The 15,028-nt window shown below is 33.9% G+C and carries 13 protein-coding genes; 10 read left to right on the forward strand and 3 right to left on the reverse strand.

The annotated features are described in order from the left end of the window. The first annotated feature begins 115 nt into the window (after positions 1-115). The 3 genes from ATE49_RS12855 (at position 116) to ATE49_RS12865 (ending at position 5,485) form a co-directional block, all read left to right on the forward strand. Positions 116-2,581, forward strand: a complete 2,466-nt coding sequence (locus ATE49_RS12855) for a tetratricopeptide repeat protein (RefSeq protein WP_065082521.1) — start codon at positions 116-118, stop codon at positions 2,579-2,581. Positions 2,582-2,643: 62 nt separating this feature from the next. After that, positions 2,644-4,851, forward strand: coding sequence for an ATP-binding protein (locus ATE49_RS12860; RefSeq protein WP_065082522.1), 2,208 nt, complete (start codon positions 2,644-2,646; stop codon positions 4,849-4,851). Positions 4,852-4,855: 4 nt separating this feature from the next. Beyond that, positions 4,856-5,485: a response regulator gene (locus tag ATE49_RS12865; RefSeq protein WP_034868262.1), complete on the forward strand. Its 630-nt coding sequence runs from the start codon at positions 4,856-4,858 to the stop codon at positions 5,483-5,485. Positions 5,486-5,555: 70 nt separating this feature from the next. On the opposite strand, the gene ATE49_RS12870 is transcribed toward ATE49_RS12865, so the two are convergent. Both ATE49_RS12870 and ATE49_RS12875 read right to left on the reverse strand, forming a co-directional pair. Beyond that, positions 5,556-6,122 carry a hypothetical protein gene (locus ATE49_RS12870; RefSeq protein WP_065082523.1) on the reverse strand — a complete coding sequence of 189 codons (567 nt, stop codon included), beginning with the start codon at positions 6,120-6,122 and terminating at the stop codon, positions 5,556-5,558. A 204-nt stretch (positions 6,123-6,326) separates the two neighbouring features. After that, a complete protein-coding gene (locus tag ATE49_RS12875; RefSeq protein WP_065082524.1) occupies positions 6,327-7,403 on the reverse strand; it encodes a resolvase in 1,077 nt (358 codons plus the stop codon). Between the two features lie 331 nt (positions 7,404-7,734). Here ATE49_RS12875 and amaB point away from each other — a divergent pair, with 331 nt between their 5' ends. The 6 genes from amaB to ATE49_RS12900 all read left to right on the forward strand — a co-directional run bounded on the left by amaB (position 7,735) and on the right by ATE49_RS12900 (position 13,673). Then, positions 7,735-9,285 carry an L-piperidine-6-carboxylate dehydrogenase gene (amaB, locus tag ATE49_RS12880; protein WP_065082525.1) on the forward strand — a complete coding sequence of 517 codons (1,551 nt, stop codon included), beginning with the start codon at positions 7,735-7,737 and terminating at the stop codon, positions 9,283-9,285. A 76-nt stretch (positions 9,286-9,361) separates the two neighbouring features. After that, on the forward strand, positions 9,362-10,684 hold the full coding sequence (lat, locus tag ATE49_RS12885; RefSeq protein ID WP_059155794.1) for an L-lysine 6-transaminase: 1,323 nt from the start codon (positions 9,362-9,364) through the stop codon (positions 10,682-10,684). 77 nt (positions 10,685-10,761) lie between these two features. Then, complete coding sequence (locus tag ATE49_RS12890; protein WP_059324365.1) at positions 10,762-10,992, forward strand: putative signal transducing protein; 231 nt, start codon at positions 10,762-10,764, stop codon at positions 10,990-10,992. 167 nt (positions 10,993-11,159) lie between these two features. Then, positions 11,160-11,366, forward strand: a complete 207-nt coding sequence (locus ATE49_RS12895; protein ID WP_034868276.1) for a bacteriocin-like protein — start codon at positions 11,160-11,162, stop codon at positions 11,364-11,366. Between the two features lie 203 nt (positions 11,367-11,569). Then, complete coding sequence (locus ATE49_RS20240) at positions 11,570-11,743, forward strand: bacteriocin-like protein (protein ID WP_155759308.1); 174 nt, start codon at positions 11,570-11,572, stop codon at positions 11,741-11,743. Between the two features lie 439 nt (positions 11,744-12,182). Next, on the forward strand, positions 12,183-13,673 hold the full coding sequence (locus tag ATE49_RS12900) for a serine hydrolase (protein WP_065082526.1): 1,491 nt from the start codon (positions 12,183-12,185) through the stop codon (positions 13,671-13,673). 339 nt (positions 13,674-14,012) lie between these two features. Here the strand turns inward: ATE49_RS12900 and ATE49_RS20245 are convergent, their stop codons facing one another. Beyond that, positions 14,013-14,174 (reverse strand): hypothetical protein, encoded by a 162-nt coding sequence (locus ATE49_RS20245; protein ID WP_155759309.1) that lies wholly within the window; start codon positions 14,172-14,174, stop codon positions 14,013-14,015. A 230-nt stretch (positions 14,175-14,404) separates the two neighbouring features. Here ATE49_RS20245 and ATE49_RS12905 point away from each other — a divergent pair, with 230 nt between their 5' ends. Next, a complete protein-coding gene (locus tag ATE49_RS12905) occupies positions 14,405-14,998 on the forward strand; it encodes a DUF4840 domain-containing protein (protein WP_065082527.1) in 594 nt (197 codons plus the stop codon). Positions 14,999-15,028: the final 30 nt, after the last annotated feature.

Raw genomic sequence — 15,028 nt, forward strand, 5'->3', positions numbered from 1 at the left:
AATGCTAAAATAGGGTGGGAGTATAAGGAATGTTGCTCTAAGCTAATAATACAAATCTGCAAAATCACTGTAAACAGGGATATTTTAAGATTTTCGGATTTGGTAATTTTAGCGAATGGCACACCGTATCTATTTATACAACTACGATCAGAAAACAAATCAGTCATTCGATACCCATTTAGGCGAATGGAACTATGAAATTCCTGTATTATTATACCCTCTCATCGCAGAAGATATAAGAGTAGAAGGTGTTGAATTTTTCTCTGACAAAGAGCAGGGGATTGTTCAGCTGCGTTACTTTTTCAATCTACTGGCTGATACCTATCAGCTGCATTATAAAAAAGCCTACTACGAACCCGTTAACAAAATGTTTGAGTTCCTGGAAGCATTGCCTTATGATTCCTTTGTACTGAATGCAACAGATGTTTTCAATATGAGCGAGGAAAAGCACAAAGTACAGGCAAAGGAATGGCTTGTGGAGATTCAGCAGAAAAGCAAGCAGTATAAAAAAGCAGTAGAAACTCAGAATCTTTCCCTGTTAGACCCTTTGTTTTCACAATACGGTTATTCGTCATTTCTCGATATTTTACAAACCGACTGGATCAATTACGGATTGGGATATTTTGAAGAGCTTGCTTACAAGAAAATAGCATCTTCTATATTCGAGGAAGAGGGGAAATTTGGTTTGAAAGACTCAAAAGGTACCATTCTGGCTCCGGCTATTTATGATGATATTTTTGAAGCAGATTATTATTACGGTATATCGGTAGTCCAAAAAGAAGGGCTTTTCGGTTATTTGCAGAGTAATGGTAAAGAACTGGTTCCTCCGGTTTATGAAGAAGCCTTTGATGTTTTCGATTTTGAATCAGAGCCTTTGGGCGAAATAAAAATAAAAGGAAAGACAGGAATTCTAAAAGTCTATTCAAATACTTGGATACTTCCTCCTGATTATGACTCAACTGAAGTAATTACTTATGGATTTTTATGTGTGGAAACAGGTGAGAAATATGGGGTTTCTAATTTTGCAGAGATGATTATTCCTGTTGAAAGTGATAATCCTTATGAATATGATTATTTTCCGGAGCTTTTTTATACCAAACAAAAAGGAACCAGCAAACGCAGATATTATACAAAAGAAGGAAATTATCTGGGTGATTTTGTTGAAGAAAGCATTGTAAAAGCGGGTGCCTGTTTCTGGGTTAAACCAAATAAGTTTGATAAAAAAGGCAGGCTGATAGATGAAAAAGGTAATCCTGTAATAGAGGAGGCAGATCAGTTGATGCTATTAGAACGTTTTGATTGTCTGGCGGTTTGTAAAGATAAAAACTGGAAAATTTATAATACCCTGAAACATCAGTTTCTGTTGGAAAATGAGCGGATTACAAAAGTAAACGGAAAACCGAATATCGAATATAAGCACAATGTCTTTACACCGGAAACCCAAAACGGATTAGGTCTTTTTGATGCCGAAAATAATATTTGGCTAATCGCTCCTCATTTTGATATTAAACAGATTCATTATTTGGAAAATGGATTTTTATCGGTTCAAAAAAAAGATGGCTATCAAGTATTTGATTTTGAAAATGGTTTGTCCGAAAAGCTGTACGAGTATATTTCTAATCCTTTAAATTATAGAACGGAAGAAGGACTGTTGTTCCTGTATCTGGGGAATAAGATGTTCAGGATGAATGAAGATAAAAGCATTCAGCTGGTAGAACTCTCCGAGTATGGTTCTATTTATCTGGATCGCTATTCATTCCGGGGAAAAGATTTAGAATACTTTATTTCCTTTTATAATAATTGGAAAGATCGGGCAGGTAGTAATCCTGAGCAATTCATGGAAGCCGAGACCATTAAAAAGATGGCTCTTGATGCTAAGGAAGACCAAAATTATAAGGAAGCATTACGTTTGTTTGAATTATCTGCTCAAAAAAATGATTTGGACAGTTGGGTAGAAATTGGTCTGTTACTTACCGATCCCGAAATTGAAGAATTATTTGATCCCAAGAAAGGAATAGCCTATTATGAAAAAGCAGCACAACAAAACCATGCAGTCGCCTGGAATAATATTGGCGCTTTGTACCACAACGGCACCGGGTATTCATTTAATATCAAAAAAGCAATTAAAGCCTACGAAAAAGGAGCAGAGCTTGGTGACGGAATGGCGCTTACCAATTTAGGTGATCTGTATTATTTTGGTGAACATGTAAAGCAGGATTACAATAAAGCTTTGGACTTTTACCAAAAGGCAGAGAAAAAGTACTACTATAACTATGATAAAATATCAGAAATATATTATCAGTTAAGCGATTATAAAAACCTTCTGGATTACCTGAAGAAAGATTATGAGCAGACTTATTCCGGTATTTATTATGGTATTCTCTATGAACAAGGTTTGGGTGTAAAAACAGATTTGAAGAAGGCTATTAAGTACTACGAACAAGCTAATGCTTATAGTGCTTACGAATATGCTACACAACGTTTGGTATACTACTATGGCGAAAGTTTGGAGTTTAAAAATGAAAAGAAATACCAGAAATGGAAGTCTTTCGCTGAACAAAATGATTTCGAAATTGATTAGAAAGTATTTTATCTATATTTACGTTCCTCAATATAATAAATCTTAATAGAGAGAAGGATTTGATGTACAGGTTATTACTTATATTCACTTTATTTATTTGTCCGTTTTTTGTTCAGGCCCAAGATGCTTTGAGCAAACTAGAAAAGGAATATAATAATGCTTCAGACAAGACAACGGAGCAGTTAAACATAGCTCCTAAATATGCTACTGCCTTATTTTTCCATAACCTCAAACCGAAATCTTATCAGATTTTAGCAAATAATATTTCCATGGCAACAAAGCTGTCTGATGGGAAATATGCCACGATTTTATATGCCGTTCAGGCAATGAATTACAGACTTGATAACAAAGAAGCAGAATCTTCAAAAAGTCTGGAAATGGGAAAGGTTTATAGTTTAAAAACAAATAGTAACGAGGCAAAAGGATATCTGGAATATGCAAGAGGTTGGATTCTCACCCGTAATAACAAAATTACTGATGCCGTAGCTGCTTACCTGAAAGCCATTAATTATTACGAAAATTCACCAACAACTTCTACACTTTACGGAAGATACGGAAATACAGCAAAAGAACTATCTGCAATTTATTCTGACCTGAACGAATATCAGCTGGAAGAAAAATACAGCAAACAGTTTTTATTATTAGCATCCAAACAGAATGATCCCAACCTGATCTTTGATGCCTATATGAGAATGGGGTATATGTTTGAACAAAAATATGTTCAAAACCCTTCTGATAAACAGTTTAGGAATAAAGCAGAACAATATTATGTGCAGGCAATTACGGCCTTTAACAAAAATAAAGGGTCTATGCTTAATAAGAGCAATCTTTCTTATGCTGCCATTAATCTAGCCAATTTATATACTGAGTTTAATCCGGAAAAAGCCATGGAATATGCTCAATTAGCCAATAAAGTAAGCCTGGAAACGGGTGATGCTATTCATATCGCTTCTTCGTTTGGAATTTTGGCAGAGTTGGCCATACAGAATAAGCACTACGATCTAGCTAAGTCTTATTTTCTGAAAGCCTCTATGGAAATAGGAAAAAGTCCTGTCAGAAACCATAATATAGAATTATCTATTCTGGAATCTCTATCCCGAATTAGTGAAGAGCAGGGTAATTATAAAGAAGCACTTGTTTATTATAAAAGTTATGTTGATAAATACAAAAGTGTCTATGATCAGGAAAAATTGGATATTACAAAAAGATTGGAATCGCAGTTTGAGAAAGAAAGACAAGAGCAGAAATATATAAAGCTGCAACTGGAAAGCGATAAAAAAGCACAGGAAATCAGGTTGATAAATATACTTAGGGCACAACGTGAACAGGTCTATAACAACCTAAAACTGGTAGAAGAAAATCAACGTGAACGATTAAAATTTTCAGAATTAGAGTCAGAGAAAAAAGAACAACAACTCCGTCTGGCAAAGTTAGAAACCAGACAGAAGAATAATGACATCAATAACTATAAGAAGCTATTGGCTTTCAAAGAGAAAATCAATACCTACTACACTATTTTTATTGTCATTTTTATCATTTTAATCCTCTTATTACTTTACGCCTATAAGCAACGTGCCAAGTCTATGAAACAAAGAGACGAGTTGCATGCTCTGGCTATGGAAAAAGAGAAACAGAATTCAAAAATATCAACACTTACAGCATTGCTGGAAGGCCAGGAGCAGGAGCGTGGCCGTTTGGCCCGTGATCTTCATGATGGCTTAGGAGGCCTGCTATCGGGTACCAAACATCAGCTTTCCTATTTAGATCCTCATCAATCTGAAAATATAGAAGAGGGCATTTCAAAATCAATTAAGCAAATTGATGGTGCTGTAGAAGAACTAAGACGTGTAGCACATAATTTAATGCCAGATTTATTAGTGAAATATGGTTTGGAAGTTGCTATCCAGGAGTTTGCTTCCCGTATATCCAATAGCGCTTTAGATATCCATACCGAATTTATCAACTACCGTAATTCCTTGTCCGAGGAAAAGCAATTGATAATCTACAGAATCATTCAGGAATTGGTGAATAACGCCATAAAGCATGCTGATGCTTCCGAAATTATTATTCAAGTAAGTCAGGAAGAAAACGTACTCAACCTTACAGTAGAGGACAATGGTAAAGGTTTTGATCACAAAGGACTAAACGTAAAAAAAACCGCTGGTTTTCATAATATAGAATCAAGAGTCCAATTTTTAAAAGGAACGATGAATATCATATCCGAATTGAATATTGGCACCAGTATAGAACTTCAAATACCTATTCATTAAAAACATGATAAAAGTAGCTATAACAGACGATCATCCACTTCTATTAGAAGGACTGAAGAATATTTTGGGAAATAGCAATACAATAGATGTTGTAGATTGTTTCCGAAACGTTTCGGAAATGAATGCAGGTCTTGCAAAACAAGCTATCGATATATTATTGCTAGACATCAATCTGGTAGATACCAACAGTATCGAACTCATAAAACCTCTAAAGAAGAAGTATGGAAATCTCCAGATTATAATACTCAGTGTTCATAATGAGCTGCCTGTAATTAACAGTACTTTGGCTGAAGGAGCATTAGGATACATCCAGAAGAACGCTTCGGTTTCCGAAATCCTGGAAGGGATTAATACTGTATATGCGGGTAAACAATTTTTGTGTTCACAAACCAATTCTGTCCTGGAAAAGAAATCGCTGGATGGGCTAAATCAGGTTCCGAAACTAACACGAAGAGAAAAAGAAATTTTAGCCGAAGCAGCGAAAGGACTTACGACCAACCAAATGGCAGAAAAGCTTTTCATCAGTCCGCATACAGTAGAAAGTCACCGAAAGAATCTTATCGAAAAATTTCAAACTTCCAATCTTAGTTCAGCGATTAAACTTGCGATAGAATACGGTTTGATTATCGAATAAAATAAAAAAGCCTGCTCACATATTGTAAGCAGGCCTTTTATATAATCAAGTTAATTCGGTGCGTGATAATTTAGTCTTTGAATTTCAACGTAGCACGAAATAGATTTTTCTTATCTATTAAATCATATTCGTCATTATATACCGGCTCATACATTAATACGTAAGCATTTCCGTTAAAATCCTTTAGACTGATGGGCTGGTCTACCATGATATCATAAAACCTTGTAATAGTACGTGTAGCAGTCCACTGCTTTAAATTTCCTTTAGGGTTTTTGTCGAATCGGTGATCTTTAGCATCTGTATAGTACCAATATGATGGTGCAGTATCCATTAAAAACAATTCTTTGTCTTTGTTGCACAGCTCTTCTGCCATACCTGTATTCTGAAACCATGCAACCTCCGGATTGTAAGTGTTTGAGGCCGCTGTGTAAATATTCTCGTCTGTAGTTGCTCCAATTAGAAAACCTTCCAGATTTGTAGAATTGATTTCGAACAGGAAAGGAGATTTTCTAAGTTCATAAACATCATTTACAGGCTGAACTACTTTTCCGTCTTGTTTAATAACTACTTTTAAAGACTGTGCAAAAGTGATAAGGTTTAGTAAAGAAAAAAGAATTGTTAAACTTATTTTTTTCATTGTATATCTTTAAATAACTGTAGCAAAGATATTGGAGTTTATCTCCATATACACTGGCTGATTTCAGGGGTTTTTAGCTTATTCTTATCAGTTATTTAATAATGAAAAGCATTTTTTGAGACTGCTAAAATTTTAATTCAAAATGATGTTAGCCTGTTGAACTATCGAAAAGTATTAACTATAAAACTTAAAACATTCTCTTTACTAAAGCAAATTCGGTTTTAACTGAATTTTTATAAATGCTGCTTTCTGCTTTTTACCTTTAGCTGATGCTGAATTTAGTGGAAAGACTTCAGCATAGAAAGTATCATTTTCCGCCCAAAATGCTTTTTTTTCATCTGCTATTTTGAAGTTGGTGAAATTCACATATAAAAGATTGTCTTGTTTTTTTGTTTGTGGAAAGTATTTACTGATCACAAAATTACTTCCTACATCATTATTGGATGAGACAAAGGAAACCCAGTTCTTAACAGGAAGGATTTGTGGATAGCCACTTGTAGCTAAATCAAACATCACTGCATCTTTTACATTGAAAAAAGAATAGTAAGGATCTGTAACTTCGTTAGAATTTTCTTTAAAAACCTCCATGTTTAAGGCTGAAGATCGTCCTATATATTCATTAGCAAGAGGTCCAGTCTCTGTAGATATATCTTTATGCTGTGTAATGATTTCTTGTTTGCCATTTTCAGTATATATCCAGTTGTTGTCTTTCAGTGTTATGTGTGGATTTTTCACCAATGCTTCATCAATTCGCTTTTTTGATGCTGTTTTAAATTCCTGTTCTGACACTTCATCAATTGTACCATATTTATTAAAAGATTTATTTTTAAAGTCATCAGATTCTTTAAACGTACTGCTTCTTATTTCATAAAGATTTACACCTTTTAAAGTCAATTCAAATGCTGCTTTAAATTCCGATTTTAAGACAAAAGCTTCGATGCTGTTCGAAATATTATTATCAATACTGAAGTGAATAGAGTAGAAGTCATCAAATTCTTCAAACCCATAATAATTATCGAGTTTATTATTAGCTTTTTTAAGATGAGCAGCATTTTTATCTGGAGATACAAAAAACTGTACAGAATCCAGTTTGGTAAATAGCTGAAATGGTACATCCTGTATATTATCTACTCCTTTTATCTTTTTAAAATCGGCAAATGTTATGGCTTTTTGTGTGATCTGAGTTTTAGGTTTGTTCGTTTCAGAAATTTCATTTTTAGAATTGCATCCGACAAGAACAACCAGCGTAGAGGATATGAAAAGTTGATTGAAGATTTTCATTTTATATTTTTGAACAAATGTATCAGTCTTCGTATTGGCAACCAACAAATTGACTTTATATGGGGGATAAATGGCTGAAATCAGGGATGTTTTAGGAAAAAGATTTTAGAGAATAAATGAATCAAAGTCTAAAAAGATTTAATTTCAGAAATTAAATTATAAAACCTTTGTTGTAATATATTAGGGACAAAGAACAAAATTATAATATCAACTATTTTATGTTGTAATTCTTCTGACAAAGATGTTAAATTTAGTATAATAATCGGTAAACGACTGTTAGGAATCGCCAAAAATAGTTATATTAGTGAACGAACACTGAATTATAATTAAAATGGCAAAAACCAATCAAAGCTTTAAAATCGAAAAATCTCTTCAGCATCTTGGAATCTCTAAAGACAATAAAGGTGCTTCTTCCGGGACCAAATTTTTTGCAACCGGGAAATCTATTGACTCTTGTTCGCCGGTAGATGGTAAACTAATCGCAAGCGTAAAAACAGCTTCTGAAAAGGATTATGAGAAGATTATCAAACTTGCACAGCAGGCTTCTTCTGAGTTCAGGTTAATGCCTGCACCCAAAAGAGGAGAAATCATAAGACAATTCGGATTAAAGCTGAGAGAATATAAAGAGGATCTTGGCAAGCTGGTTTCTTATGAAATGGGAAAATCTCTTCAGGAAGGCTGGGGCGAGGTACAGGAAATGATTGATATCTGTGATTTTGCAGTTGGATTATCCCGCCAGCTACACGGATTTACGATGCATTCGGAACGTTCACAGCACAGAATGTATGAACAATATCATCCACTTGGAATCGTAGGAATTATATCAGCTTTCAATTTCCCGGTAGCAGTATGGAGTTGGAATGCAGCATTGGCCCTTATATGTGGTAATGCTATTATATGGAAGCCTTCAGAAAAAACACCACTTTGCGCTGTTGCTTGTCAGAATATTATGGCCGAAGTTCTGAAAGAAAATAAGCTGCCGGAAGGAATTTCCAATCTGGTGATCAGCGATCATGTAATAGGCCAGAAGATGGTGGAAAGTAAAGATGTCCAGCTGATATCATTTACCGGTTCTACGGCTGTAGGAAGAGAAGTAGCTTCCAAAGTTGCCGGACGTTTCGGTAAATCTATATTAGAGTTAGGTGGCAACAACGCAATTATCATCACTGAAAATGCAGATTTGGAAATGTCCATTATCGGTGCTGTATTTGGTGCGGTTGGAACGGCAGGTCAAAGATGTACTTCTACAAGACGACTGATTATCCATGAAAGTGTATATGATAAAGTTAAGACCAAACTGGTAAAAGCTTATGGTCAGTTGAAAATAGGGAATCCATTAGATGTGGAAAATCATGTAGGCCCACTAATCGATGATCATGCAGTAAAACAATACGAGAATTCCATTGCTAAATGCAAAAAAGAAGGCGGGAAATTTATTGTTGAAGGTGGCCTGCTAAAAGGAAAAGAATATGCTTCTGGTTGTTATGTGAAACCATGTATCGCAGAAGTAAAGAATGCATACGAAATAGTACAGCATGAAACCTTTGCACCTATTCTTTATATTATGAAATATAAGACACTTGAAGAAGCTATTGCTATGCAGAATGATGTTCCGCAGGGGCTCTCTTCAGCAATTATGACTCAAAATCTGAGAGAGGCAGAGCTATTCCTATCTCACGCAGGATCCGACTGCGGAATTGCAAATGTAAATATCGGAACATCCGGAGCGGAGATTGGCGGAGCATTCGGAGGAGAAAAAGAAACCGGTGGCGGAAGAGAATCAGGATCGGATGCATGGAAGTATTACATGAGAAGACAAACCAATACTATTAACTATGGTAAGGATTTACCATTAGCTCAGGGAATTAAATTTAATATTTAACCCTAAATATTATCATCACAACATTACAGATAAAACTAATATGTAATTAATTAACGAAAAATATAACCCAAATCAAATGAACAATATTGTAGATAATAATCAGGTAAAAGAAACTTTAGGCAGACATATTCTTGCAGACGGACTGGATATGGTAATGGATTTTGAAAGGTCACACGGTTCTGTAATTGTAGATAATCTTTCAGGTAAAGAATATCTGGATATGTTTTCTATGTTTGCTTCGGCAGCTGTAGGCTACAACCATCCATATATTTTAAAGCATCAGGACTGGCTGGGAAAACATGCAACTTATAAGCCTACACTTAGTGATGTTTACCTTCAGGAATATGCTGATTTTTTAGAAGTATTCGAAAGGGTGGTTATCCCGGAAGAATTGCAATATTGTTTCTTTGTAGAAGGTGGTGCATTAGCAGTAGAAAATGCACTTAAAACGGCTTTTGACTGGAAGACAAGAAAGAACTGGCTGCAGGGAAGTAAGACTGAAGCTTCAATGGTCATTCATTTTCAACAGGCATTTCATGGACGTTCGGGATATACATTGTCATTAACCAATACTGCTGATCCTAGAAAACATCAGTATTTTCCAAAATTTGACTGGCCAAGAATCATCAATCCGAAATTAACTTTTCCGGTAACAGAAGAAAATCTGGCTTATACCATTGAACAGGAAGGAAAAGCTTTATTACATATACAGGAAGCTATTCTGGCCAATCCTTATAAGGTTGCCTGTATTATTATAGAGCCTATCCAGGCTGAAGGCGGAGACAATCATTTCCGTCCGGAATTTTTCCAGGAACTAAGACGTATCTGCGATGAAAATGAGATCTTGTTAATTTTTGACGAAGTACAAACCGGAATCGGTATTACAGGGAAAATGTTTATGTTCCAGCATATAGGTGTTGTTCCGGATATTGTCAGTTTTGGTAAGAAGACTCAGGTTTGTGGTATACTGGCCAGTAAAGAAAAACTGGATGAAGTGGAGCATCATGTTTTCAAAGAATCTTCAAGAATCAATTCTACATTTGGCGGAAACTTTGTCGATATGCTTCGACTGAAGCTAATGCTGGAAATCATTGAAAATGAAAACTTATTAGAGAACGTGCAGCAACAGGGACTATTTCTTATAGAAGGTCTTATTCAGTTGCAAAACCGTTATCCGGATTACCTTTCGAATGCAAGAGGGGTAGGGATTATGTGTGCAATAGATTTTCCTTCGAAAGAACTAAGAAACAAAGTGCAGCAACAGTTATTCGCAGAAGAAGATATTCTGATTTTACCATGTGGAGAAAAGTCAATACGTTTCCGTCCACATCTTAATGTTCAGCAAGCAGATTTGGATAAAGTATTATCTGCTATAAATTCTATTATTTCAAAAATTTAATATTATTTTTTTTGTAAATCATTTGCATTTTTGAAATGATTTTATTAATTTTAAACCGATTTAATAATGAAATTGATATGGATTTGAATACAAAGGTGTCGGTTTTTGAAGGAGACAAACCACAAGAAGTACAGTTAATAAAATCTAAACTGGAAGAAGCAGGTATAGAAGCAGAAATTGATAACTCATATATGTCATTTCTCTCTACACCAACTGCAACAAACCTAAAAGTAAAAGTGTATCTGAAAGATGAGAAAAAAGCCTTCGATGTTATAGACGGCTATTTAAAAGAATATAATAACAATTAAAACCCCTTATTCATAATTTTAAATTTTACTTTTTTGAGGCCTCTGGAATCTTTTCCAGAGGTTTTTTTATTGTAAATATTTAATTTTATCACATAAAAGTGAAATAATTGTTTTTTATTCGATTTGTATTACTTAAATTTATCCTAACCAAATAAATATATAAGTATATGAGAAACTTAAAAAAACTTTCAAGAGAAAGCCTAAAAGGGATTAATGGAGGATATAGAATGTGTCCCGAAGATGGAAATTGTGGTGATGGATTTTGTTGTGGACCAGGAGGCTGTAGAAGTATAGCTGGAGCAGGACCTGACACTTATTTATGTAGCCCTCCAACAAGTGGTCCAAAAATAGAGCCTTTTCCAATTGAATGGTAATACTCTAGAATGAAATACAGTTATAATTTGTTATAAAGAAACAGCAACTACTTCAGGAAAGTGAGTTGCTGTTTTATTTAGGTCACTAATATGTAGAAATAAAAAATTAAAACATTATATAGGGATCACAAAAAAGTGAAATATTTATTTTTTATTCAATTTCTATTATTTAATTTTATCATAACCAAATAAATATTAAGAATATGAAAAATTTAAAAAAAGTTTCAAGAGAAAATTTGAGAGCAATTAATGGCGGATATAGAATGTGTCCTGAAGATGGAAACTGCGGCGATGGATTTTGCTGTGCGCCAGGGGGCTGTAGAAGTATAGCCGGAGCAGGACCTAAAACATATTTATGTTATGCTCCAATGTATTAGGGCATATAAAAAGTTAATTTTAATTAGTTATATAGGAAACAGCAACTACTTCAGGCAAGTCAGTTGCTTTTTTTGTTACTGCCATGGAGTATAAGAGGCTGTTTAAATTTGTAGTTAATACTCTTCGACAAGCTCAGAGTGACATGGATTACCCAAAATATCTTCCTCTAGAGGTGTCAGACTGAGTCTGTCGAAGTCTAATATTATTTTGATTTAAGATTTAAACAGGCTCTAAGGATTTAAATAGTAAAATGGTTTAATGAAAAAGTCCCGATTGCTCGGGACTCACCAAATCACATTTATTATATTATGAAAAATATAACTCTGTACTAAAGTTACAATATTTATTTATACAAAATATTGTTTTATTAAATTATTTTCACTGTATATGTCTATAATTACAGATTAAATTTAAGTGTCTATTTATCAAGTAAAAAAGATGAAGCAAAGATTATATTTATTTAGTTTCTTGGTATTTGGTTTAATACTATATCAAGGACAAACAGAAAATCTGAAAGGAGCTGATCAGGAAATTCAAAAGATTTTAGAGGACTATAAAGGTGTTGGTTTATCAGTAGCAATCGTTAGAAAAGATCAAGTAATTTTTTCCAAAGGTTTTGGATATCGAGATCTTGAAAATAAACTTCCGGTAACAACCAATACTCTATTTGGTATAGGAAGTAATACTAAAGCCTTTACATCTGCGTTGATAGGAATATCAAATACTGAAAATAAACTGTCTGTTAAAGACAAACCTTCAAAATATATTCCGCATCTGGAATTTTCTACAGACAGGATGAATGATCTCATAACGATTGAAGATTTGCTAGATCATAGGAGTGGGTTAGGGTCTGTAGATGGTTCGTATATATTTTTTCCTTCGGATAAAAGAATTGACCTTCTGAATAAACTTCCATATTTAAAAGCAAATGGTGAGCCTAAAAACAGCTGGATATATAGCAATTTCGGATATATTATTCTGGGAGTGGTTGCAGAGCAGGTATATAACAGTACATGGGAAAAACTTATAAATGAGAAAATATTCAGCCCGTTAAAAATGAATAATAGTATTATATCAGTTGATGAATTAGTGAAACAAAAAGATTTCTCTTATCCGTATGGTATCTACCAGGATAAAGTAGAGAAAGTACTATTCCAGAAAACTGGGAATGATAATCCGGGAGCGGGAATTAACAGCTCTGCCAATGATATGGCCAACTGGTTGAAACTTTGGTTGAATTATGGAAGTTTTGAAGGAAAACGGATTATTTCTGAAGACTATATTAGAAATGCAATAAGTACTAAGGCCATAATCGATGGGACTCCACCAGCAAAGAAAGATCAGGCTAACTATTTATTTGGTTATGGCTATGGTTGGAATACAAATATTTTCCATGGTCATTACAGAGTATATCATGGAGGACTTGTTTCAGGATTCTCATCTAATGTAGTTTTATTTCCAGCGGATGGATTTGGAATAGTAGTTCTCAGTAATCAGCATAATACGGATTTGCCCTACACTGTTGCCAGTATGCTTGCTCTTAGAATGCTGAGTTTGGATCATAATAAACCTTATAGGTATGAGAAAGAGATACATGATATTTCAAAACCGGAAAAGGAGATTAAACCTTTCAATGAAAATAAAAGGCCAACTCATGCCATGGATTCATATTGTGGTGAATATGAAAATAAAGGTTACGGAGTAATTAAGGTAGTTAAAGAAGGTGATAAGCTGTACGCTATTTTTCCGGCATTTCGATTTGCTTTAGAACATATACAATATGATTATTTCAGGTTAAAATTTACTGAAGAATTCCCGCAGCAAATGAATCCTGATCTTAATTTTGGTTTTAGATTAAATAGCAAAGGAGAAGTTTCTGAATTAGAAATGGATATCCAGCGTGGAACAATTTTCAAGAAGATAAAATAGCTGTCTTTTAAAATGCCAAGAATTGTCTAATAAAAAGTGCTCTGTATAAAATACAAAGCACTTTGGAAATTGGTGTTTTAATTCTGTATGTAGTTAAAGTAAATGCGGAAAAATAAACAAATAGAAAGGATTGATTCTTTATTAAAATTTAGGCTTTATTTTCCGGAGCTAAAATTTTTTCTACCTAAGTGTTAATTCGGATTGCTTTGCAAAGATAACAATAAATCACATTAATGTGAAATTATTTAAAAATATAAATTAAAAATAGAGTAGTAGGAGAGAATCTCTTTTGTATATATTATTAAAATTAAAGCCCTCAGTTAAGAGGGCTTAATTATTTTATCCGTTTGGACAACATACGGGATATGGATCTGTCCCTCTTGGCAGACATACGCTGGTAGGGCCATTACCGTCATTACATACTGGACAAAACATCCTGATACATCCGGTGCCACTTCCACCATTGATTTTTTTTAGTTCAGATTTTGTAATTTTTCTCATAATACTAATATTTATTTGGGTAAGCATAAATATAATCATAATTCTAGTAATTGGGATATAATTTTATTAAAAAATTAAATGCTACGTTTTCAACTACTTATCATTACTATATAAGCATATATTAATGGTTTGAAAATATTTTTATTAAATGTCAGGCAAGGATTTAAAATTGTTGCATTTATATAAATGAGTACTCAAAGTAGAAATTTTTTAATCAACAATTAATTCAAATGAAAAAGTTCATAAATCTGAAAGCTTTTTTACAGCTTGTCATTTTATTAAGTATTCCTTTTATTCTTTCAAATTGCAGAAGTGACAATGATAAAAGACCAAACCTTGTTCCCGGAGACCCAAAGGTTGAAGATGTTAATGGTAATTATGCCGGAAAACTGGGAATATCACAAGGTACTACTAAGAGTGAAATTAATGTTTCCTTTACAGCTCAAAAAAATGTGGTTACATTTACCGAATTCCCGATGAAAGAGATTATTACTTCAATAATTTCTGATCCTGCTAAAGCCAATCAGGCATTAGCTTCAATTGGTAAAGTTAAATATGAAGTTAGCTATACGGCGGTGTTGAGTAAATCAAAAAAGGAAGTAGAGCTTGCCTTCTCACCTAAAGATCTTACTTTTCAGGTTCCAATAGATGGGGTAAATAAAAAAGTAACAGTTACATTTGCTCAGATCAAACAAGGAATATTTACTAAAACTAATACACAAAATCTTAATCTGGAATTAGGAGCTCCTAAAATAACTGTTGAAGGAGCAGCAGTTACTCCTTTTAATCAGATCGTATATAATTTTGCAATGCTGAAAAAATAAGATAAAAAAAGACTTGTTCGGGTGTACTTA

Source organism: Elizabethkingia miricola (assembly GCF_001675285.1).
GTDB classification, from domain to species: domain Bacteria; phylum Bacteroidota; class Bacteroidia; order Flavobacteriales; family Weeksellaceae; genus Elizabethkingia; species Elizabethkingia miricola.

Coding starts and splice junctions, on each gene's coding strand:
- amaB (WP_065082525.1), top strand. CDS start 7,735: ATGGCAAAAACCAATCAAAGCTTTAAAATCGAAAAATCTCTTCAGCAT.
- ATE49_RS12865 (WP_034868262.1), top strand. CDS start 4,856: ATGATAAAAGTAGCTATAACAGACGATCATCCACTTCTATTAGAAGGA.
- ATE49_RS12875 (WP_065082524.1), bottom strand. CDS start 7,403: ATGAAAATCTTCAATCAACTTTTCATATCCTCTACGCTGGTTGTTCTT.
- ATE49_RS12860 (WP_065082522.1), top strand. CDS start 2,644: ATGTACAGGTTATTACTTATATTCACTTTATTTATTTGTCCGTTTTTT.
- ATE49_RS20245 (WP_155759309.1), bottom strand. CDS start 14,174: ATGAGAAAAATTACAAAATCTGAACTAAAAAAAATCAATGGTGGAAGT.
- ATE49_RS20240 (WP_155759308.1), top strand. CDS start 11,570: ATGAAAAATTTAAAAAAAGTTTCAAGAGAAAATTTGAGAGCAATTAAT.
- ATE49_RS12900 (WP_065082526.1), top strand. CDS start 12,183: ATGAAGCAAAGATTATATTTATTTAGTTTCTTGGTATTTGGTTTAATA.
- ATE49_RS12890 (WP_059324365.1), top strand. CDS start 10,762: ATGGATTTGAATACAAAGGTGTCGGTTTTTGAAGGAGACAAACCACAA.
- ATE49_RS12870 (WP_065082523.1), bottom strand. CDS start 6,122: ATGAAAAAAATAAGTTTAACAATTCTTTTTTCTTTACTAAACCTTATC.
- ATE49_RS12905 (WP_065082527.1), top strand. CDS start 14,405: ATGAAAAAGTTCATAAATCTGAAAGCTTTTTTACAGCTTGTCATTTTA.
- lat (WP_059155794.1), top strand. CDS start 9,362: ATGAACAATATTGTAGATAATAATCAGGTAAAAGAAACTTTAGGCAGA.
- ATE49_RS12855 (WP_065082521.1), top strand. CDS start 116: ATGGCACACCGTATCTATTTATACAACTACGATCAGAAAACAAATCAG.
- ATE49_RS12895 (WP_034868276.1), top strand. CDS start 11,160: ATGAGAAACTTAAAAAAACTTTCAAGAGAAAGCCTAAAAGGGATTAAT.